Consider the following 20,180-nt stretch of genomic DNA (forward strand, 5'->3'; position numbering starts at 1 on the left):
CGGTAGGCGGCGCTGCCGGCGTCAGCGTCTCTTCGCAAATACCATGCGATCGAACGCGATCGCCTCGACACTTTCGCCGTTCACCGCAAACGCAAGCACCTCGCCCGAGTTCGGCGCGAACTCGACACGGACGTGGTCCTTGTCCTCGTACGCCGTCGCGATTGCGGCGAGTCGTCCCCAGCGGATGACCATCGCGCCGTCGCGTTCCAGCTCGACGGTCATCGTGCCGAGCTGCGGATGCGCGTAGCGGCCGGCGTAGCGTTCGCGCGGCAGCGACAGGTTCCAGGTGCGCGCGCGGATTTCGGCGCGGCGTTTGCCGGCCGACGCGCGGAATGTCGCCGCCTTCGCCTGCATTTCCGCGAAGCGGCGCGATGACGTGGTTTGCGTGTCGGGTTGTTCGAGCAGCACGCCGTAGACGTGATCGGCGATCAGGTTCGCGGTCTGCGCGCCGAGCACGTCGTCGTTGCTCAGCACCACGAGCCCGGCGTTCGCTTCGGGCATGAACGACAGGTGCGCGTGGAAGCCTGCGAAGCCGCCGAAGTGGTGGAGCAGCGTGCGGCCTTTGTAGATGCCTGTGTACCAGCCCCAGGCATAGCCGCTGCGTGCGAAATCCTGGTATTTCTCCTCGAGCGTTGCCTGTGTTTCGTGCGATCGGGCGATCACGGTCGCTGGAAGCAGCTGTCGGCCGTCGATCGCGCCGTCCGAGAGCTGTGCGATCAGGAACCGGGCGAGATCGGGCGCCGTGGAAACGAGTCCGCCGGCCGCATGCAGCGTTTCGTCGGCTTTCACGAGATACAGCGGGTTGCGCGGAGTCTCGCTCGCGAACGAATAAGGTTTCGCGATCGACCATCCCGCCGCGCGCGCCGTGCGGATCGACGCGGTCGTGTGCGTCATCGCGAGCGGGCGGAAGATCGTCGCGTCGAGCTGCCGTTGCCACGGTGTCCCGACTGTCCGGTCGAGCCAGACGCTTGCGATGGCGTAGCCGACGTTGGTGTAGTCGAAGGTGCCGTGCTTTGCCTTGGCGTTCGGATACGAGGCTGCGACGAGCGCGCGTCGCGACTCGGCGTCGTGAATGCCGCTGTAGGCCGTCGCCCAGACGAGCGGCTGGTTGTCGATGCCCGAGGTATGGACGAGCAGGTCCTTCAGCGTCACCGACGCGGCGTCGAAACCGTCGAACCGGGTTTGCGGAAACATCTGCTGCAGCGACGTGCGCGTGTCGAGCCGGCGCGCGTCTTCGTCGAGCAGAACGCTCAGCGCGAAGAACGGTTTGGTGGCCGATGCGATGTAGAACGCCGTGTTGCGCGTGACCGGTATTCTCTTGGCGATGTCGGAGAGTCCGAAATAGCCTTCATAGACGATCCTGCCGTCACGAACGACGGCGACGGCCGTGCCGGACGGAAGATCGGTCGCCCGCTTCGTCTGCACGACCAGGCGGCCGAGCGCGGCGAAGTCGGGTTCGGCTGCGGCGGCCGCCGCGCGCGGCGCGACGGCCAACGCGGCCGCGAGCAGCGGTGCGGCAATTCGGGAATGCATACGACAGGCTCCGAAGCGGATCGTGAGCCTTGACGGATACGCGCCGATGCCCGGCGGTTGCAGCACTGACGCGTCACAGCGCGATATCGCTCGCGTTGCGTGTCGGCGGTTCCGTCCGGCTTTCGCCGAGCAGGTCGCGAAGATCCGCTTCGATGCCGCGACAGATGCTCGTGATCGGCACGTCGTTGGCGCCGCCCTCGAACGGGTTCTCGGTACTTTCGCCGACGCGGTCGAGCGCGCGGTACATCCAGCAGATCGTGAGACTCAGCGGAATGCCGAGCCAGACCATGTGGCCCTTCGCCCAGCCGTCGACGAGCGGGTTCAGGCGTTCGAACTCGCCGATCATGCCGAGCGGCAGGATGACGCCGAGGATGCGCACGAACAGCGTGTTGATGAAGGCGTGCTGGCGTGGGTAGGGAAAGTTCTTGATCCGTTCGCTGCGGCTCTGCTGGTCGTGGAAATCGCGGATCAGTTTCTGCAGCTCGCCGAACGCGCCGGGCGTGAGCGTGCCGGCATCGACCAGCGCCTTGGCCGCGCTGCTCTGCATCGCGAGCACGTGCTGCGCCTTGCTCGACGCGCCGAGAATCCGCGCGGCGTCGTCCGGCCCGACGAGACGCGCGAGTTCCGACGCGAGCGGGGGCTCGGATTCCGCGGGATGGCGCTTCGCGTAGGCGAGGTTGTACGGCTTCGTCGACGCCTCCCACGGCTTGGCTTCGCGCATCTGGTGGCGCAGCGCGGCGAGCCATGCGATGTGCCGATAGACCAATTCGCGCGCAAGCAGCGGGCTGCCGACGATGTCGCGGCACAGCGTGCCCCAGATCCGGCTGCTGCTCGTGATCGACGCCCAGATCTGTTGCGCCTCCGACGCGCGGTTGTAGGTTTGCAGGTTCTTGAAGCCCGCCGACAGCGCGACCGTCGTGCCGAGCAGGAACGCGACGCCCCAGGGAATGGCGAGCCAGCGGAAGCCGGCGAGTTCGTACAGGATCACCGGCGTTGCGCTCAGCAGCAGCTGAACGCCGATCAGATCGCGCGTCCACGACAGGAATTCGGAAAGCTTGTACGAAGTGCCGGTATGCATGGCGTTTCTCGTCGTCGGCCAAAATCGATCGGACGCGCGTGCGGATGGCGCAAGGGCCGCTCGGGCTATTGCGCCGCGCGGGATTGGTCGAGCCAGTCGCGGAAATGCGTCGTGCCGAGGCGCGGGTTGTCGCGCGGCGTCAGCGACTGGTCGTCGAGTTCGGTGCCGAAGTAGCGTGCGTGAATGTCGGTGATGACCTGGAGGTTCTCATTGCGCGCGGTCAGATACGTGCGCGCGATTTCGTCGAGCGGAATGCGCTCGGGACCGGCGAGTTCGATCGTGCCGTCGCGCGGTGCGCCGACCGCGAGTTCGGCAAGCGCGGCGGCGACGTCGTCGGCGGCGACGGGCTGGAACAGCGCCGGCGACAGGCGCGTCGCGCTGCCTTCGGCGTTCGAACGGATGATGCCGTCGACGAATTCGAAGAACTGCGTCGCGTGGAGGATGGTGTACGGAATTCCGGAGGACTTGATCAGGTTTTCCTGCGCGAGCTTCGCGCGGAAATAGCCGATGTCCGGATTGCGGTCGGTGCCGACGACCGACAGCGCGACGTGATGCTTCACGCCGGCGGCCTTCTCCGCGGCCAGCAGGTTCGTGCCGGAGGTCTCGAAGAAGGCGAGTGCGGCCTTGTCCTCGAACGACGGCGAATTCGCGACGTCGACGACGACATCGGCACCCGCGAGCGCGGCGGACAGGCCCTCGCCGGTGATCGTGTCGACGCCCGTGCTCGGCGACGCGGCGACGACATCGTGGCCGTTCGCGCGCAGGCGGTTGCCGACGCGGGTTCCGATGAGACCACTGCCGCCGATGATGACGATTTTCATGCGTTTCTCCTGTGGCCGGATCCGGCCGCCCTTGACGCAAAGCATGCGCAAACTGGCCGTGCGCGGCCTTGCGGCCGCTTTGTGTTGTGCTTGTGTTTTCCTTGGCATGGCGCAGAGGCGGCCAGTGCGGCCGCGCTATCATCGATGCCCGATGGCGGTATTCGTTCCGGGGTTGGCGGCGCGGCGCGCGGGAAAGGAGCGCAATGGCATTGGTGTTCGGACACTGCGTGCTGGATCTCGACCGGCGGGAGCTTTCCCGGCCGCCGTCGGGCATCGTCGCGACGCCGCCGAAAGTGTTCGATCTGCTCGTCTATCTCGTGGAAAACCGTGAGCGCGTCGTCAGCCGGGACGATCTGCTGCACGCGGTCTGGGACGGACGCATCGTCTCGGAATCGACGCTGGCCAGTCATATCAATGCGGTGCGCAAGGCCGTCGGCGACAACGGCCACGATCAAGCTCTGATACGCACGGTCGCGCGCAAGGGATTCCGCTTCGTCGGCGCCGTCACGGAATGCCGGGCGGCGGCAACGCACGGCTCGCCGGACGCCGAGGCCGGCCCGGCCGAACCGCCGGCGGCGTCACCGGCTCCGGTCGACAAGCCGTCGATCGCGGTGCTGCCGTTCGTGAATCTGAGCCGCGATCCCGAGCAGGACTACTTCGCCGACGGCATGGTCGAAGACATCATCGGTGCGCTGTCGCGCCTGCGCTGGCTGTTCGTCATCGCGCGCAATTCGAGCTTTGCCTACAAGGGCCGGACGATCGACGTGAAGCAGGTCGGCCGCGAGCTCGGCGTGCGCTACGTGCTCGAAGGCAGCGTGCGCAGGGCGGACCGTCGGATTCGCATCACCGGCCAGCTCATCGATGCCGCGACCGGCGGGCATCTCTGGGCCGACCGCTTCGAGGGTGCGCTCGACGATATCTTCGAGCTGCAGGACCGGATGACCGAGAGCGTCGTCGGCGCGATCGCGCCGCAGCTCGAACGCGCCGAAATCCGCCGCGCGCAGCGCAAGCCGACCGGGAGCCTCGATTCCTACGACTACTACCTGTACGGAATGGCGAGCTTCCATCGCGGAACTTCGGACGCGATCGACGCCGCGCTGCCGTCGTTCCGCAAGGCGATCGAACTCGACCGGGAATTCGCGTCGGCCTACGGCATGGCCGCGTGGTGTCATCTCTGGCGCAGGATCAACAACTGGCCCGGCGGTTCCGCGAGCGATATCGCCGAGGGCCACGACCTGGCCTGCCGCGCTGTGGCGCTCGGCAAGGACGACGCGGTCGCGCTGACGCGCGGCGGCCATGCATTGGCCCATTTCGGCGGCGATCTCGACCGCGGCGTCGCCTTGCTCGACCGCGCGCTCGCGCTCAATCCGAATCTTTCGTCCGCCTGGTTTCTCGGCGCATACCTGCGCCTGTGGCGCGGCGAGCCCGACGCGGCGATCGAACGCTTCGCGCATGCGATGCGTCTGAGCCCGCTGGATTCGGAGCTGTTCCGCATGCAGGCCGGCATGGCGATGGCGCATCTGCTGGCCGGCCGCTTCGACATGGCCTCGACCTGGGCGGAACGCTCGTCGCGGGACGTGCCGGGCTTTCTGATGGTCGCCGGCATCATCGCGGCGAGCCACGCGCTCGCGGACCGGACCGACGACGCACGGCGGGCGATGGACCGGCTGCGCGCGCTCAATCCGGCGCTGCGTCTGTCGCTGCTTGGCAGCTGGCTGCCGATCCGGCAGCCGCAACACGCCGCGCTGTTCGCGGAGGGCCTGCGCCGGGCAGGGTTGCCGGAATGAGCCGGGCGTAGCGCGGTTCCCGTCTGATCGGCACGTCGCCCACGTTCGCTGCGCCGATGCGCGACGACCGGACCCGGAGACCGCACTTGCTACAACGCTACGAGTGAACTCTGGGCGACGCATGCGGCGGGTGACGTCCGCGCGCTGCCCGGATCGCCGCTTTGTTGCGCCCGGCCCGCTTGCGGCAGCTCCTGCCGCGTCCGCTCGCGCACACGTTGATTTTTGATGGGGTGGGCGTGAAGATCGGGCGGCGACCGGCGGCGCGTGCTGCGCTTCCTCTCGCTGGCGTTCGCGAGTGCAGTCCTGGCGCTGTTGAGCATCGGGGGATGCGGATGGACGTTCGCTTCGGACAGGGTTCGCCGTGGCAACGCACGGTCGGCGCGTGGCGCGGTCTCGCATTTGCCGCGGGTCTGCTGCTCGGCGGCACGGCCGCAGCCGGCGGTCCGCAGACCGAGAATCTTGCCGATCTGAGCCTGGAGCAACTCGGCGACATCGAGGTCACCTCGGTGTCGCGCCGGTCCGAGCGCCTGCTCGACGCGGCGGCCTCGATCTACGTCATCACCGCCGACGACATCCGCCGCTCGGGCGCGGCGACCTTGCCCGAGGCGCTGCGCCTTGCGCCGAACCTGCAGATCGCGCGCGTCAACGCGGCGAGCTACGCGATCTCGGCGCGCGGGTTCAACAATTCGCTCGGCAACAAGCTGCTCGTGCTCATCGACGGCCGCACGGTCTACACGCCGCTGTTCTCGGGCGTGTTCTGGGATTCGCAGGAAGTCATGCTGCAGGACGTCGAGCGCATCGAGGTCATCAGCGGTCCCGGCGCCACGCTCTGGGGCGCGAACGCGGTCAACGGCGTCATCAACGTGATCACGCGGCCGGCGAGCGCGACGCGCGACGGCCTGCTCGCGGCGACCGTCGCGACCGACCAGCGCGCCGCGGCACTGCGCCAGGGTGGCTCGCTCGGATCCGGCAGCTATCGCGTCTATGCGCGGCGTGTGCGTATCGACAACACCTGGGACGCGCGACACGTTGCGCAGACGGATGCCTGGGACAGCCGGCAGGCCGGCTTTCGCGCGGACTGGGGCGATGCGGAACGCGGCTTCACGCTGCAGGGCGACAGCTATCGCGGCGAATCGGAACGGCGCGCGTTCGGTCCGACGGAAGTGTCCGGCTCGAACCTGACCGCGCGCTGGAACCGCCGGCTCGACGGCGGGGCCAGCTGGCGCGTGCAGGCCTGGTTCGATCGCACGGAGCGCGACGATCCCGTGCTGTTTCACGATCGCATGGACGTCGCCGATCTCGAGTTCCAGCACAGTGTGCCGCTGCCGGCGCATACGCTGGTCTGGGGCGGCGGCTATCGCGAGGCGCGCGACCGCGTCGAAAAGGGTCTGCTCGCAACGTTCATTCCGTCGCGGCGCACGCTGCGCTGGTCGAACCTGTTCGTGCAGGACGACGTGCGGCTCAGCGACAGCGTCCAGGCGACCGTCGGACTCAAGCTCGACCGCAACAGCTATACCGGCGTCGAAGTGCTGCCGACGCTGCGCGTCGCGTGGAAGGCGGCGCCGGACCACATGATCTGGGCCGCGGCGTCGCGCGCGGTACGCGCGCCGTCGCGCATCGACAAGGAGTTCTTTTTTCCGGCGGCGCCGCCGTTCCTGATTCGCGGCGGTCCCGATTTCGTTTCCGAAGTGGCGAACGTGTTCGAGCTGGGTTTTCGCGGCGAGGCCAGCGACGCGTTCTCGTGGTCGGTGACGGCCTTTCATCATCGCTTCGACAACCTGCGCAGCGGACAGCCGGCGACGAGCGGCGGCGGCTTCTTCGTCGTCAACCTGACCGAAGGAACGACGACCGGCGTCGAAGCCTGGGCCACGCTGCGGCTCAGCGAGCGCCTGCGCGTCGCCGCGGGACTCGTGGAACTCCACAAGAGCCTGCGCCAGAAGCCGGGCGGACGCGATCCGGAAGGCACGACCGACCTCGGCAACGATCCGCGCCATCAGGCGCAGCTGCGCGCGACGCTGCTGCTCGCGCCGCGCCACGAGCTCGACTTCTCCGCGCGCGCGGTCAGCCGGCTGCCGTCGCCCGCGATTCCGGGCTACGCGGTGCTCGATGCCGGCTATCGCTGGCAGGCGTCGTCGCGCCTCGACGTGGCCGTGCGCGTGCGCAATCTCTTCGATGCGCGGCATCCGGAATTCGAGCCGGGCACGCTGAGCCAGCTCAGCGAGTTCGGCCGCGAAGGATCGCTCGACCTGGAATGGCGCTGGTGAGCCGCGCCGCGTTCCGGTCGGGCCTGTCGCTGCTGCTGGGGCTGCTGCTGTCGCTCGGCGCCGCGGCGAGCCGCGCCGACGCCGAGGCGCCGCTGGAAAAACGCGTCAAGGCGGCATTTCTATACAAGTTCGCAAGCTACGTCGGCTGGCCCGAGGGTGTTTTCGCCGCGCCGGATTCGCCGCTCGTGTTCGGCGTGCTCGGCGACCGCTCGATCGCCGAGGAACTCGACCGCGCCGCGGGCGGGCGCAGCATCGAGGCGCGGCCGCTGCGCGTGAAGGTGCTCAGCGACGGCGACGACTTCGCCGACGTCAACGTGCTGTTCGTCGGCACCGGCACCGCGCTCGTCGAGGCGCTGCGTGCGGCCGACGCGCGGCCCATGCTCGTGGTCACCGAGGCGGAAAGCGCGCTGACCAAGGGCAGCGTGATCAACTTCATCGTCGTCGACGGACGCGTGCGCTTCGAGATCTCCACGACCGGCGCCGAACAGCGCGGACTGAAACTGAGCTCGCGCCTGCTCGCCGTCGCCTACAACCTCCGGCCCGAGGAGGTGCGCTGACATGTGGTCCTGGGCCGCCGGCGCGGTGCGACGCAAACTGCTGCTGCTCGCGGTGGCGACGACGTTCACCGCGCTCGTCATCGCGAGCGTCGCGCTCGTCGTCTACGACGTCCGCGCGTACCAGCATGTCTGGGTCGCCGACCTGCAGACCCAGGCGGACATTCTCGGCCAGGCCAGCGCACCGGCGCTGGCGTTCGACGATCCCAAGGCCGCGAGCGAAAACCTCGCACTGCTCAAGGCGCGGCCGTCGATCCTGGCCGCGGCGATCTACACCGCGCGCGGCGCACGCTTCGCGAGCTACGTGCGCGACGAGGCGGCAGCGACGGCGTTTCCGGCGATACCCGATCCCGACGGCTACCGCATCGAAGGCGGCGAACTCGTCGTCTCCAAGCGCATCGTCGACCGCAACGAAATCCTCGGCACGGTGTATCTGCGCGCGCGCTATCAGCTCGTCAATCGCGTGCTCAACTACCTCGGCATCCTCGCCGTCGTCATGGTCGTCAGCATGGTCGCGGCGCTCGCGCTGTCGTCGCGGCTCAATGCGCAGATCACGCGGCCTATCGTCGAAGTCAGCGATGTGGCGCGCCGGGTCATGGAGCAGCGCGACTTCAGCCTGCGCGCGACGCGGACCACCGAGGACGAGATCGGCTATCTCGTCGACGCCTTCAACGCCATGCTGGCCGAGATCGGCCTGCGCGCCGAAACGCTCGAATCGTCCAATCGCAGGCTCGAACACGAAATGAGCGAACGGCACGAGGCGCAGCACGCGCTGCACGTGTCGGAGCTGCGCAATCGCACGCTCGTGTCGGCAATCACTTCCGTGGTCTGGACCACCGACGGCAGCGGCCGCATGACCGAGGAGCAGCCGTCCTGGCAGGCGTATACCGGCCAGGAGTCCGCGCGCTGCTTCGGCCTGGGCTGGCGCAACGCGTTCGAGCCGCGCGACCGCGACGCGCTCGAGGCCGCCTGGGTCGGCGCCGGCGACACGCCGGGCCTGTTCCAGCTCGAGCTGCGGCTGTGGCACGCGGCGACGCACAGCTATCGCTATGTGAGTCTGCGCGCCGTGCCGATCGTCGAGGCGTCCGGAAAAGTACACGAGTGGATAGGTACGGTCAGCGACATTCACGACCAGCGCACGGCCGAGGATGCGCTGCGCAAGCTCAACGCCGAACTCGAGCGCCGCGTGGCCGAACGCACGGCCGAACTCGAGGCGACGAACAAGGATCTCGAAGGCTTCAGCTATTCGGTGTCGCACGACCTGCGCGCGCCGGTGCGCGTCGTGGCCGGCTTCGCGAAGCTGCTCGGCCGCCAGCACGCCGACCAGCTCGACGCCGAGGCGCGGCAGAAGGTCGAGGTGATCCAGAACGAGACCGTGCGCATGGGCGTGCTCATCGACGACCTGCTGATGTTCGCGCGCCTAGGGCGGCAGGCCATCCGCGCGGTCGAACTCGACATGAGCGCGATGGCGCGCGCCGTGTTCGACCGGCTCAACAGCCAGAACGGCGGCAATCCGGTCCAGTTCCATCTCGGCGCGCTGCCGCCTGCGGTCGGCGACCGCGTGCTGCTCGAACAGGTCTGGACGAATTTCCTGTCGAACGCGCTGAAGTTCTCGTCCAAGCGCGAGCGCCCGGTGATCACGATCGACGCAATCAGCGACGCGTCGGAATACATCTACTTCGTACGCGACAACGGCGCGGGCTTCGATCCGCGCTATCAGTCGAAACTGTTCGGCGTGTTCCAGCGCCTGCACGGGACCAGCGAATTCCCGGGCAACGGCGTAGGCCTCGCGCTCGTGCACCGCATCGTCACGCGCCACGGCGGACGCGTCTGGGCCGACAGCAAGGTCGATCACGGCGCGACGTTCTATTTCTCGCTGCCGCGCGAACCCGCCGGCGGCGACACGCGCGAAACGTAGGTCGGGGGTTCGTCTTGCGGCTCACCCCAACCTACGATCACGCCGTTTCCGCGGCGGCCTTGACGTGCCGCGTCGCAAGGTATGCGGCGATCACGGCGGCAACGGCGGACGCGATCAGGGCGGCGGCGATGACGGCGTTCACCGTCGCGCTCCAGCCGGCGGCGAACCAGGTGCCGCCGATGCCGAGCACGACGAGCGCCGCGGCCAGCCGCGCGAGATCGAACGCGACGGCATGCCGCGCGCCTTCGAGCCACGCGCACAGCGCGACGAGGCTCGCGACGGCCCAGGCGACGTAGCCCGCACCCCAGGCCAGCGGCAATTGTTCGGCGCGTGCGAGGCAGTCGGCGCCGACCAGCATGAGCAGCGCGAACTGCACCGCGACGTGCGCCTGCACGGCGGGTGCGACGCGCGGTGCGTATTTCTCGCGCGAATACGGGTCGAACGCGGCCTTGGCCTCGGCAGCTGCGAGATCGGCCGGGCGCCAGCCCGGCGGTTTCCACCAGACCGCGAACTTGTCGCGCCAGCGGCGCGTGCGCCAGCAGTCGCGCGCGAGGGCTGCATAGACTTCGACGTTCGACCAGATCGGGCTGTAGCGCCGCAGCGGCGAACGCGTGCCGTAGATCACGGGCTCGTCGTCGTCCTCGTCGGCGTAGGTGCCGAACAGGCGGTCCCAGAGGATCAGGATGCCGCCGTAGTTCTTGTCGAGATAGCGGTCGTTGACGCCGTGATGCACGCGGTGGTTCGACGGCGAGGCGAAGACGCGGTCGAACCAGCCGAGCTTGCCGATCTGCTCGGTGTGGATCCAGTACTGATACAGCAGGTCGATGAGGCCGACCGCGACGAACACGAGCGGCGGATAGCCGAGCACGGCCATCGGCAGGTAGAAGATCCAGCCGAGCAGGAAGTTCGAGCTGGTCTGCCGCAGTGCTGTGGAAAGGTTGAATTCTTCACTCTGGTGATGGACGACGTGGGCGGCCCAGAGCACGCCGACTTCGTGGCCCATGCGATGGTGCCAGTAGTAGAGGAAATCGTAGATCAGCAGCCCCGACAGCCAGACCGCGACGCTGTCGGCGGGCAGCGAGAACAGGCGCAGATGCTCGTGGACGGCGACGTAGATGCCGAGAAAGACGAGCTTGGAAAAGATGCCGCTGACCTGCGACATCGCGCCGAGCCCGATGCTGCAGACCGCGTCGGCGAAGTTGTAGGCGACCGCGCGGCGCCGGTGCGCGATCATGAGTTCGAGGCCGATCAGCGCGAAGAAGACGGGAATGGCGTAGATGATCGGGTTCACGGCGAGGTTCGCGGAGCGGGGCTGCGCGGAACCCTACCGAAATGGATTCGAGTACGGAAGCCGGAAAGTGGAAAACCCTCCCCGTCGGGGGAGGGTTTTTGCCGTTGTTTCGTTTGATACTAAGCGGCGTCGAGAGTCAGAACGTCACCGACCAGCTGTCGATCCTGCCGGTATCCCCGCCCGCGTTGTCATTGACGCGCAGCTTCCACGTTCCGTTGAGCGGCTCGCTGGAGAGATTCAGCGTCACGGTCTTGTTGATGTTGTCCGTGCCGCCGCCGCTGCGGTTGTGGATGTTGTAGAGCGTGCCGTCGGGTGCCACGAGGTCGACTTTCAGGTCGCCCTGATACGTGTGCACGATCGCGACGGTGACCGAGGCGTTGCCCGGTGCGTTGCCGGTGCGGCCGGACACGGTGATCGGGCTGTCGACGGTGGTGTTGTCGCCGATCGCATAGTCGGTCGTGTTGCTGTAGGTCTGCGTGCCGCCGCCGCCCGTCGTGAAGCTGCCGGTGAGGCTCACGCCCGAATAGGCGCTGTAGCCGCGGATCTTCACGTAGTAGACGCCGGCCTGCGCGGTGGCGATGGTGCAGGTCTCGTTGTTGCCCGACAGATACGGGCGGCAGTCGTAGCTCGACGTGGTCGGTGCGGAGCCGAACTTGACGTACATGTCTGCATCGCCCGTGCCGCCGGCCGTGACGAACTTCAGGTTGCTCGCGCCCGCGGGCACGGTGAGCATCCAGGTCTGTTCGCTGTTGGCCGCACCACTCAGGTTGTTGACCGGCACGCCGTTGGTCAGGAAGTTGTCGACGACGACGCCGGCGACGACCTGCCTGGTAACGTTTGCGCTCGCGCCGCCGTTGTCGGTGACGGTGAGCACGACGGTGTAGGTGCCCGAGGCGCCGTAGGTCTTGCTCGGATTCGTCGCGGTCGACGTCGTGCCGTCGCCGAAGTTCCAGCTGCGCGAGGCGATGCTGCCGTCGCTGTCGCTGGAGCCGTCGGTGAAGGTCACGCTGAGGCCGTTGACGACGTAGGAGAAGTTCGCCGTCGGCGGCAGGTTGCCGCCGCCGCTGCCGTTGAGACCGTCGATGGTCTGCGCGCCGGTGTTGCCAGGATCGAGCCAGTTCGACAGGCGCGTGCTGTTCGTGCCGCCGCCGGCCCAGCTCACCGAGAGACGTCCGTAGTAGTCGCGCTTGTTCGCGTCGGTCGCACTGCACGAGGACGGGCCGCCGTGGAGCTGGCCGATCACGCGCTTTTCGTTGCTGTAGAGCGGCGAACCGGACGAACCCGGTTCCGTCACGCCGATGCCGGGCCGCCAGCGCGCCTGCACGTGCGTGCCGTCGCCGGGCTCGGCGGTCGAGTTGTAGCTCGTCGTCGCGGTCGCGCCGTTCGCGAGACTGATGCGCTTCTCGGCCGTGGACGGATGATGGATGCCGATCGCCGACGGGAAATTCTGGTTGCGGCGGTCCCAGCCGGCGTAATAGACGTTCGCGGCGGCCGGCGGCGCTTCGTCGAGTTCGACCAGCGTGAAGTCGGTGGGCGAGCTGCCCGCGCGGAAGAATGCGCCGGTCTGGAACGTGTTCATCACGCCGTCGCCGGCCTGGCCCGACGCCGCGCTCCCGACCGGACGGCAGTAGGAGTTTTCGAAGTTGTAGTAGACGACGAGCGAAGCGGCGTTGCTCGACGTGACGCTGCAGTGATATGCCGTGAGGAAGTACGGCTTCCTGTCCTGCGCCGTGTTGTTGACGAGGCTGCCGGTGCAGAACGTACTGCCGCCCGTCGAATAGACCGCGACGGAACGGATCTGATCGCGGTACAGGTCGCCTTCGGGGCATTTCACGTCGACGTTGCACGAACCGGACACGTCGCCGGCGTCCTTCATGCCGCCGCCGCTGATTTCGCTCGCGACGCGGTTGAAGCCGCGGTAGTCGTGGCCGACCTGGGTCAGTTCGAGCTGCAGCGCGTCGCGCTGCGCGTTCGGCACGACGACTTCGACGATGACGTCGTCGCCGGCGACGACCGGTGTCCACAATTGTCCATGTTCGGCATTGTCTTTTGCGTCAAAGGAGCGCACGAGCGAGCGGTCGCCGTCGGCGCGCAGGCCGGCCGGATAGACGAGCAGGCGTCCGTCCTTGGGCATCCGGTACTTCGTGAAGCCGAGGTTGATCGAGTACGCGCCGGGCGAGGTGATGCGCAGGCGCCAGATGCTGGTCTGCGCATCGAGCGCTTCCCAGGTGCCGCTCTTGGCCGGCGTGATCTGTACCGGAATCGGTGCGGCGAAGCGCGGCGGCAGATCCTGCTGGCGGCGCGTCGCGTCTTCGCGCACGAGTGCGTTGACGTCGACCGCGGGCATGAGCTGGTGCTCGACGCGCGCGAGCGGACGCAGCGAATGATCGAAGGCGGCCGGCGCCGCGGCGAGACTTGCGCCGGCAAACAGCGCCGAACTCAGCGCGAAACAAAGTGCGGCACAGCGAAACTGAGTATTCATCGACATTTTTCTCCACACGAGGACAGGGGGAACCGCGCACGGATAGGCGGTAGAGGGCCGCCTGCTTCATTTCGGGGTTTACCGGAGACGAAACCCGGCTACTATCGGCCCTTCGGTCACGTACGTATTGATCGGATCCGACAATCGGGGTGTCGGATCGGGCCGCAGCGGTCGCGGGGGCGTCGCTGCGTGTCGAGGCGGTCCGCAGGGCCGCGGGCACGGGAGGGTGCGATGTCGAGGCTCCAGCAAGGCGCCGGCAGCGGGCTGGCGGGCGGCGTTTCCGTTTCCATGCAGTCCGCCGCGATCGTGGCCGAGCGGTTGTTCGACTGCGCGCAGGACACGCTGTTTTTCGTGAAGAACCGCGAGGCGCGTTACGTCGCAGTCAACCGCACGCTCGTCGACCGCTGCGGCGTGCGCAGCAAGAGCGACCTCATCGGACGCACTGCGGGCGAGCTGTTTCCCGAGCCCTACGGTTCCTGCTACTACGCGCAGGACCGCGCCGTGCTCGACGAACGCATCGAGATCCACGACCGCCTGCAGCGCGTGCCGCAGGCCGACGGCGGGTCGAGCTGGTGCATTTCGTACAAGTTTCCCATCGTGGAATCCGGCTGCGTGGTCGGGCTCTGCGGCATCTGCCGCAGCGTCGATCCGGCCGACGAAAGCACCCATCGCGTCGCGCGCGCGATCGAATACCTTCAGCAGCACTACGGCGAGACGCTGCGTATCGACGGGCTCGCGCGGATTGCCGGGCTCGGCACGCGCCGGCTCGAACGGCTCGTCAAGCGGTTGTTCGATCTGACGCCGATGCAATTGCTCGCGCGCACGCGCATCGAGGCCGCGACGCGGCTGCTGGCCGGCGGCGAGGACAGCGTCGCGACGATCGCGAGCGCCTGCGGCTATGCCGACCAGAGTGCGTTCACGCGGCAGTTCAAGGCGCTGACCGGCGACACGCCGCGCGGTTACCGCGAGCGCAAGCGGCGCGAGCAGCCCGCGGCGATGGTCTGACTGCTCGTCGTTGCGAGGCGCGCGCGAATCGCCGGCAACCGGCAGCGTCGTGTATCCGGTGCGACGCAGTCGCGATCGACCCGTCCGCATTCCGGCCTATGATTCGGAATCGGGCGCGAGCCTGCAGGGATTGTCCGCGATGCCGGATCGTCGTCGTTGCTGGGTGCGCGGCTTCGCCGCGGTTGCATGGCTCGCTACCGGAGCGGCGGTTGCCGCATTCGACGCGCGCGGCGTGCCGGTGCCGCTGGAGGGCATCAATCATCTGACGGTCGGCGGCGCCTTCACCTGTGCCGCGCTCGGCGCGGGCGAGGTGTATTGCTGGGGCAACAACCTCTATGGCCAGCTCGGCAACGATTCCGAATATCCGTCGGTCGATCCGCAGCGCATTCCCGGTCTGCCGGCCGCGCCGATCGCGGCGCTGGCGGCCGGCGGCGGCCATGCCTGCGCACTGGTCGCCGGCGAGATCTGGTGCTGGGGCTTCAATCAGTTCGGCCAGCTCGGCGACGGCGGCAGCAACGACCGTTCGATCGCGGTGCGCGTGGAACAGCTCGGCGGCGTCGCGACGCAGGTCGCCGCCGGCGACTTTCACACCTGCGCCGTCGTCGACGGCGTCATCAAATGCTGGGGCAACAATCTCTACGGCCAGCTCGGCAGCGGCGACGAATTCGACTACGCGTTCCCGCATCCGGTCGCCGGGCTGTCGGGCGAGGTGAAGAGCCTGAGCACCGGCACGCTGCACACCTGCGCCGTCGTCGGCAGCCAGGCGTATTGCTGGGGCTCGAATCTGTCGGGACAGATCGGCAACGGCACTGCCGCGACCGCGCAGATCTCGCCCGCCGTGGTGGCGGGGCTGACGGATGTCGCCGACGTGTCCGCAGGTGCGGTGCACAGTTGCGCGCGGCGCGCGAGCGGTGCCGTGTTCTGCTGGGGCGACAACAGCTTCGGCCAGTTCGGCACGGGCAACACGACATCGAGCCTGACGCCGGTCGTCGTCGACAACCTCGGCCTGCCGGCGCTGTCGATCGCCGCCGGTTCGCAGCACACGTGTGCGCGGACGGCGAACGCCGTGTACTGCTGGGGCGACGACGGCCTCGGCCAGTCCGGCGGCATCGGCAGCCGTTCGAGCCCGCTCGCGATCCCGGGTCTCGGTGCGACGGCGGCACTGACGACGCGCAACGCGCACGGCTGCGTGCGCACGAGCGGCGGCGGCGCGAAGTGCTGGGGACTCAATATCAACGGCCAGCTCGGCGACGGATCGGCCGACGTGCGGACCTGGCCCGTGGCCGTGCCCGGCAGCTACGACGCACCGGCACTGATCGCCGCGGGCACGAGCCACACCTGCGCCACAGTCGCCAATGGTCTGCATTGCTGGGGCTACAACGCACTCGGCCAGCTCGGACGCGGCACGCTGTCGACGAACGAATCCACGCCCGGTCCGACGATCAACATGCCCGAGCGTCCGAGCTCGCTCGCGGCCGGCATTGATCACACCTGCGCCGTCGTGGCCGGCGGGGTGCGCTGCTGGGGTGCGAACCAGAAAGGCCAGCTCGGCCTCGGCATCGTCATCACGCGGCGCGCGCCGACGCCGATACCGAGCCTGCAGAGCGGCGTGACGCGCGTCGCCGCGGGCGACCGGCACAGCTGCGCGCTGCGCAACGGCGGGGTCTGGTGCTGGGGCTACAACGGCAACGGCGAACTCGGCGACGGCACGACCGTCGACCGCCTGCAGCCGGTCGCCGTGGTCGGCATGGCCAGCGGCGTGACCGACATCGACGCCGGCGCGAACCACACCTGCGCGATCCAGGGCGGCGCGGCCAAGTGCTGGGGGCTCAACACCGATGGCCAGCTCGGCCTCGGCACGAACGACGGATTCCGCGCGACGCCGCAGCCGGTCGCGACGCTCGACAGCGGCGTCACGCGGATCAGCCCCGGCATCTCGCACACCTGCGCGATCCAGAACGGCGCGGCGAAATGCTGGGGCTACGACGGCTACGCCGCGCTCGGCAACGGCATCGTCAACGACCATCAGTATTCGCCCGATGCGGTCAGCGGCTTCGACAGCGGCGTGACCGAGATCGTCGCCGGCGATGACATTTCTTGCGCCGTGCGTTTCGGCAGCGTCTGGTGCTGGGGCGCGGACTACAGCGGCGACCTCGGCAACGGCGGCGGCGTGCGCAGCCTGCGCGCGCTGCCTGTCGCCGTGATCGGACTCGCCGGCAAGGCCGCCGGCCCGCTCGCGATCGGCGGCACGCACGCCTGCGCCGCGACGACCGACGGCGGCCTGCGCTGCTGGGGCGACGACTATCTCGGCGCGCTCGGCATCGGCCGCGTCGTCATCTCCGGCGGGCCGCTGACGGTGGTGCGGCAGGATCGATTGTTTGCGGATGGGCATGACTGACGGTTGCGGCATAGGGTCGCGATGCATTGACCGTCGGCGTTGCGCTGTCCATAGTCGTCCGGCGACCGGGACGTGATCGCCTTCCGGAGATACGGCGCAGTGCCCTTCGGTTGTTGCGCCCTACCGAGGGGCGATCGCGTGCGCAGGACCGACGTCGTCGTCGCGAAGAACTCTCTGGGGCGAATCCGACGTGCGCGACCTCACTCGCATCGTCACGCCCGCTATTGCACAACGCGGGCTTTGTCCGTCTTGAGCAAATGAAAAAGATCGCGAACGAACGCCTCGACGCGTTCGACATGGCGCGGCGGCGCAACGGGACCCTCGCGGCCGATGCGAACGACATCGCGGAGTTCGAGGCCGTGGAGACGGCCGGGAAAAGCAGGTTGCCGTGAGCCGCAGGCGAACCGCGACGTCACGGCATATCACGATTCCTCGATTGGGCTGACGGAGCGAGGGCCATGGGTACCGAAGTCGTTTTTCCGATTGCGTGGCTGGTCAGCGCAATCGCCTTCGTGTTGCTGCTGATACTTCGCCTTCCGGAGATACGGCGCAATGCCCTTCGGTTATTGCGCCCTACGCGGCTTCAGCTTGCGAGTTTCTGCTTCAGCAGCTCATTGAGCTGCTGCGGATTCGCCTGGCCCTTCGTGCGCTTCATGGTCTGGCCGACGAAGAACTGCAGCAGCTTGTCGTTGCCCCCGCGGTAGTCGGCGACCTGGCTCGGGTATTCGGCGAGCACGGCGTCGATCGCGGCGGCGAGGGCGCCGGTGTCGGAGATCTGCTTGAGGCCGCGTGCGTCGATGATCGCGTCGGCGCTGCCTTCGCCGTTCCACATGGCGGCGAAGACGTCCTTGGCGATCTTGCCCGAGATGCTGCCCTCGCGCAGGCGCGCGAGCAGCGGCGCGAGCGCGTCGGCGCCGACCGGCGCGGCGGTGATGTCGATCTGGGCTTCGTTGAGGCGCGCGGCGAGTTCGCCGAGCACCCAGTTCGCGCAGAGCTTGGCCTGGCCCGGCACGGCGGCGAGTACGGCTTCGAAATAGTCGGCAGTCGCTCGATCGGCGCAGAGCTGGTCGGCGTCGGCGTCGGGCAGGCCGAGTGCCTCGACGTAGCGCGTGCGGCGCGCCTGCGGCAGTTCCGGCAGCGCGGCGCGTTCGCGTTCGATGTCGGACTCGGCGATCGTCAGCGGCGGCAGGTCGGGGTCGGGGAAGTAGCGGTAGTCGTCGGCCGATTCCTTGCTGCGCATGGTGCGCGTCTGGTGGCGCGTCGGATCGTAGAGCCGCGTCTCCTGCACGATGGTTTCGCCGTTCTCGAGTGCGCGGATCTGGCGCTCGATCTCGTATTCGATCGCCTTTTCGACGAAGCGGAACGAGTTGACGTTCTTGATCTCGGTGCGTGTGCCGAGCTTCTCGGTGCCGCTGCGCCGCACCGATACGTTGCAATCGCAGCGGAACGAGCCTTCCTGCATGTTGCCGTCGCAGATGCCGAGCCAGCGCACGAGCGTGTGCACGGTGCGCATGTAGGCGACGGCCTCGGCGGCGGAATGCATGACCGGTGCGGAGACGATCTCGAGCAGCGGCGTGCCGGCGCGGTTGAGATCGACGCCGGTTTCCGCGTGGAACGCGTCGTGCACGGACTTGCCGGCGTCTTCTTCGAGATGCGCGCGCTGGATCAGCACCTCGATGACGCGGCCGTCGTCGACGCGCACGCGCAGCCGGCCCTCGCCGACGACCGGCAGCTCGTACTGGCTGATCTGGTAGCCTTTGGGCAAATCGGGATAAAAGTAATTCTTGCGCGCGAACACGGACTGGCGCGCGATCGTCGCGTCGATCGCGAGGCCGAACTGGATCGCCTTGCGCACGGCTTCGCGATTGGGCACGGGCAGCGTGCCGGGCAGGGCGCAGTCGACGAGCGAGGCCTGCGTATTCGGCTCGGCGCCATAGGCGGTCGAGGCGCCGGAGAACAGCTTGCTCGCGGTGCTGAGCTGGGCGTGGATTTCGAGGCCGATCACGGCCTGCCAGGATTGAGCGGCGGTCTTCATCACGGCGTTCATGCGGCGGGAACCTGGAGATGCCAGTCGGTGGTCTGCTGCAGCTGGTGCGCGGCACTGAGCAGGCGGGCTTCGGCAAAGGCCGGGCCGATCAGCTGCAGGCCGACCGGCAGGCCGTCGGCGGCGAAGCCGGCCGGCACCGAAATCGCCGGCAGGCCCGCGAGATTCACCGCGACGGTGTTGACGTCGGCGGCATACATCGCGAGCGCGTCGCCGGATTTTTCGCCGAGCTTGAACGCGGTCGTCGGCGCGGTCGGTCCGGCAATCAGATCCACCGTGCTGAAAGCAGCGGCGAAGTCGTCGGCGATCAGCCGGCGCACTTTCTGCGCGCGCAGGTAGTAGGCGTCGTAGTAGCCGGCCGACAGCGCGTAGGTGCCGACGAGAATGCGCCGCTGCACTTCGGCGCCGAAACCTTCGGCGCGGCTCTGGCCGTACAGCTCGTCGAGCGAGCGCGCCTGCGTCGTGCGATGGCCGTAGCGCACGCCGTCGTAGCGCGCGAGATTGCTCGACGCTTCGGCCGGCGCGATCACGTAGTACGCGGCGATCGCGTGATGCGCGCTCGGCAGGCTGATGTCGACCAGCGTCGCGCCGTGGCGTTCGAGTTCGCGCAGCGCGTCATGCACGCGCGCGGCCACCTCGGGCTGCACGCCGCTGCCGAAGTAGTCGCGCGCGACACCGATGCGCAATCCGTCGAGCGATTGCGAGAGAGTGCCTGCAGTGCGTTCGTACGGACGCGCGACGCTCGTCGCGTCGCGCGCATCGGAACCTGCCATCTGGTCGAACACGATCGCGCAGTCGGCAGCCGAGCGCGCGAGCACGCCGGCGCAGTCGAGACTGGATGCGTAGGCGATCATGCCGTAGCGCGAGACGCGGCCGTAGGTCGGCTTGAGTCCGGTGATGCCGCAGAACGCGGCCGGCTGGCGGATCGAGCCGCCGGTGTCGGTGCCGGTCGCTCCCGCCACGATCCGCGCGGCGACCGCAGCCGAGGAACCGCCGCTGGAGCCG

Annotated in this window: 14 protein-coding genes; 7 read left to right on the top strand and 7 right to left on the bottom strand. The window is 68.3% G+C overall.

The window, feature by feature from the left end:
• Positions 1-21: 21 nt before the first annotated feature.
• The 3 genes from VLF18_RS12780 to VLF18_RS12790 all read right to left on the bottom strand — a co-directional run bounded on the left by VLF18_RS12780 (position 22) and on the right by VLF18_RS12790 (position 3,432).
• Positions 22-1,533, bottom strand: coding sequence for a serine hydrolase (locus tag VLF18_RS12780; protein ID WP_325280013.1), 1,512 nt, complete (start codon positions 1,531-1,533; stop codon positions 22-24).
• 73 nt (positions 1,534-1,606) lie between these two features.
• A complete protein-coding gene (locus VLF18_RS12785; protein WP_325280014.1) occupies positions 1,607-2,611 on the bottom strand; it encodes a bestrophin family protein in 1,005 nt (334 codons plus the stop codon).
• Between the two features lie 65 nt (positions 2,612-2,676).
• Complete coding sequence (locus tag VLF18_RS12790; protein ID WP_325280015.1) at positions 2,677-3,432, bottom strand: SDR family oxidoreductase; 756 nt, start codon at positions 3,430-3,432, stop codon at positions 2,677-2,679.
• Between the two features lie 203 nt (positions 3,433-3,635).
• Between VLF18_RS12790 and VLF18_RS12795 the strand changes: the two genes are divergently transcribed.
• The 4 genes from VLF18_RS12795 to VLF18_RS12810 all read left to right on the top strand — a co-directional run bounded on the left by VLF18_RS12795 (position 3,636) and on the right by VLF18_RS12810 (position 9,955).
• On the top strand, positions 3,636-5,219 hold the full coding sequence (locus VLF18_RS12795; RefSeq protein ID WP_325280016.1) for a winged helix-turn-helix domain-containing tetratricopeptide repeat protein: 1,584 nt from the start codon (positions 3,636-3,638) through the stop codon (positions 5,217-5,219).
• Positions 5,220-5,551: 332 nt separating this feature from the next.
• The gene (locus tag VLF18_RS12800; protein ID WP_325280017.1) at positions 5,552-7,483 is read left to right on the top strand and encodes a TonB-dependent receptor; all 1,932 of its coding nucleotides are present in this window, start codon (positions 5,552-5,554) and stop codon (positions 7,481-7,483) included.
• On the top strand, positions 7,480-8,040 hold the full coding sequence (locus tag VLF18_RS12805; RefSeq protein WP_325280018.1) for a YfiR family protein: 561 nt from the start codon (positions 7,480-7,482) through the stop codon (positions 8,038-8,040). The genes VLF18_RS12800 and VLF18_RS12805 overlap by 4 nt, the downstream gene beginning before the upstream one ends.
• Position 8,041: 1 nt before the next feature.
• The gene (locus VLF18_RS12810; protein WP_325280019.1) at positions 8,042-9,955 is read left to right on the top strand and encodes an ATP-binding protein; all 1,914 of its coding nucleotides are present in this window, start codon (positions 8,042-8,044) and stop codon (positions 9,953-9,955) included.
• 37 nt (positions 9,956-9,992) lie between these two features.
• On the opposite strand, the gene VLF18_RS12815 is transcribed toward VLF18_RS12810, so the two are convergent.
• Together VLF18_RS12815 and VLF18_RS12820 are read right to left on the bottom strand one after the other, a co-directional pair.
• Positions 9,993-11,246 carry a sterol desaturase family protein gene (locus VLF18_RS12815; protein WP_325280020.1) on the bottom strand — a complete coding sequence of 418 codons (1,254 nt, stop codon included), beginning with the start codon at positions 11,244-11,246 and terminating at the stop codon, positions 9,993-9,995.
• Positions 11,247-11,382: 136 nt separating this feature from the next.
• A complete protein-coding gene (locus VLF18_RS12820) occupies positions 11,383-13,728 on the bottom strand; it encodes a proprotein convertase P-domain-containing protein (protein ID WP_325280021.1) in 2,346 nt (781 codons plus the stop codon).
• A 231-nt stretch (positions 13,729-13,959) separates the two neighbouring features.
• Between VLF18_RS12820 and VLF18_RS12825 the strand changes: the two genes are divergently transcribed.
• The 3 genes from VLF18_RS12825 (at position 13,960) to VLF18_RS12835 (ending at position 17,523) form a co-directional block, all read left to right on the top strand.
• A complete protein-coding gene (locus VLF18_RS12825; RefSeq protein WP_325280022.1) occupies positions 13,960-14,733 on the top strand; it encodes a helix-turn-helix domain-containing protein in 774 nt (257 codons plus the stop codon).
• 139 nt (positions 14,734-14,872) lie between these two features.
• Positions 14,873-17,131, top strand: coding sequence for a hypothetical protein (locus VLF18_RS12830; protein ID WP_325280023.1), 2,259 nt, complete (start codon positions 14,873-14,875; stop codon positions 17,129-17,131).
• Positions 17,132-17,355: 224 nt separating this feature from the next.
• The gene (locus VLF18_RS12835; RefSeq protein ID WP_325280024.1) at positions 17,356-17,523 is read left to right on the top strand and encodes a hypothetical protein; all 168 of its coding nucleotides are present in this window, start codon (positions 17,356-17,358) and stop codon (positions 17,521-17,523) included.
• A gap of 191 nt (positions 17,524-17,714) precedes the next feature.
• Here the strand turns inward: VLF18_RS12835 and gatB are convergent, their stop codons facing one another.
• On the bottom strand, positions 17,715-19,178 hold the full coding sequence (gene gatB / locus VLF18_RS12840; protein WP_325280025.1) for an Asp-tRNA(Asn)/Glu-tRNA(Gln) amidotransferase subunit GatB: 1,464 nt from the start codon (positions 19,176-19,178) through the stop codon (positions 17,715-17,717).
• Positions 19,175-20,180 (bottom strand): amidase family protein (locus VLF18_RS12845; RefSeq protein WP_325280026.1); only part of this gene is annotated, 1,006 nt, incomplete at its 5' end. The genes VLF18_RS12845 and gatB, both read right to left, overlap by 4 nt.

Origin of the sequence: Tahibacter sp. (assembly GCF_035481375.1) — a bacterium.
Lineage (GTDB): Bacteria > Pseudomonadota > Gammaproteobacteria > Xanthomonadales > Rhodanobacteraceae > Tahibacter.

Coding starts and splice junctions, on each gene's coding strand:
- VLF18_RS12780 (WP_325280013.1), bottom strand. CDS start 1,533: ATGCATTCCCGAATTGCCGCACCGCTGCTCGCGGCCGCGTTGGCCGTC.
- VLF18_RS12785 (WP_325280014.1), bottom strand. CDS start 2,611: ATGCATACCGGCACTTCGTACAAGCTTTCCGAATTCCTGTCGTGGACG.
- VLF18_RS12790 (WP_325280015.1), bottom strand. CDS start 3,432: ATGAAAATCGTCATCATCGGCGGCAGTGGTCTCATCGGAACCCGCGTC.
- VLF18_RS12795 (WP_325280016.1), top strand. CDS start 3,636: ATGGCATTGGTGTTCGGACACTGCGTGCTGGATCTCGACCGGCGGGAG.
- VLF18_RS12800 (WP_325280017.1), top strand. CDS start 5,552: ATGGACGTTCGCTTCGGACAGGGTTCGCCGTGGCAACGCACGGTCGGC.
- VLF18_RS12810 (WP_325280019.1), top strand. CDS start 8,042: ATGTGGTCCTGGGCCGCCGGCGCGGTGCGACGCAAACTGCTGCTGCTC.
- VLF18_RS12820 (WP_325280021.1), bottom strand. CDS start 13,728: ATGAATACTCAGTTTCGCTGTGCCGCACTTTGTTTCGCGCTGAGTTCG.
- VLF18_RS12825 (WP_325280022.1), top strand. CDS start 13,960: ATGTCGAGGCTCCAGCAAGGCGCCGGCAGCGGGCTGGCGGGCGGCGTT.
- VLF18_RS12830 (WP_325280023.1), top strand. CDS start 14,873: ATGCCGGATCGTCGTCGTTGCTGGGTGCGCGGCTTCGCCGCGGTTGCA.
- gatB (WP_325280025.1), bottom strand. CDS start 19,178: ATGAACGCCGTGATGAAGACCGCCGCTCAATCCTGGCAGGCCGTGATC.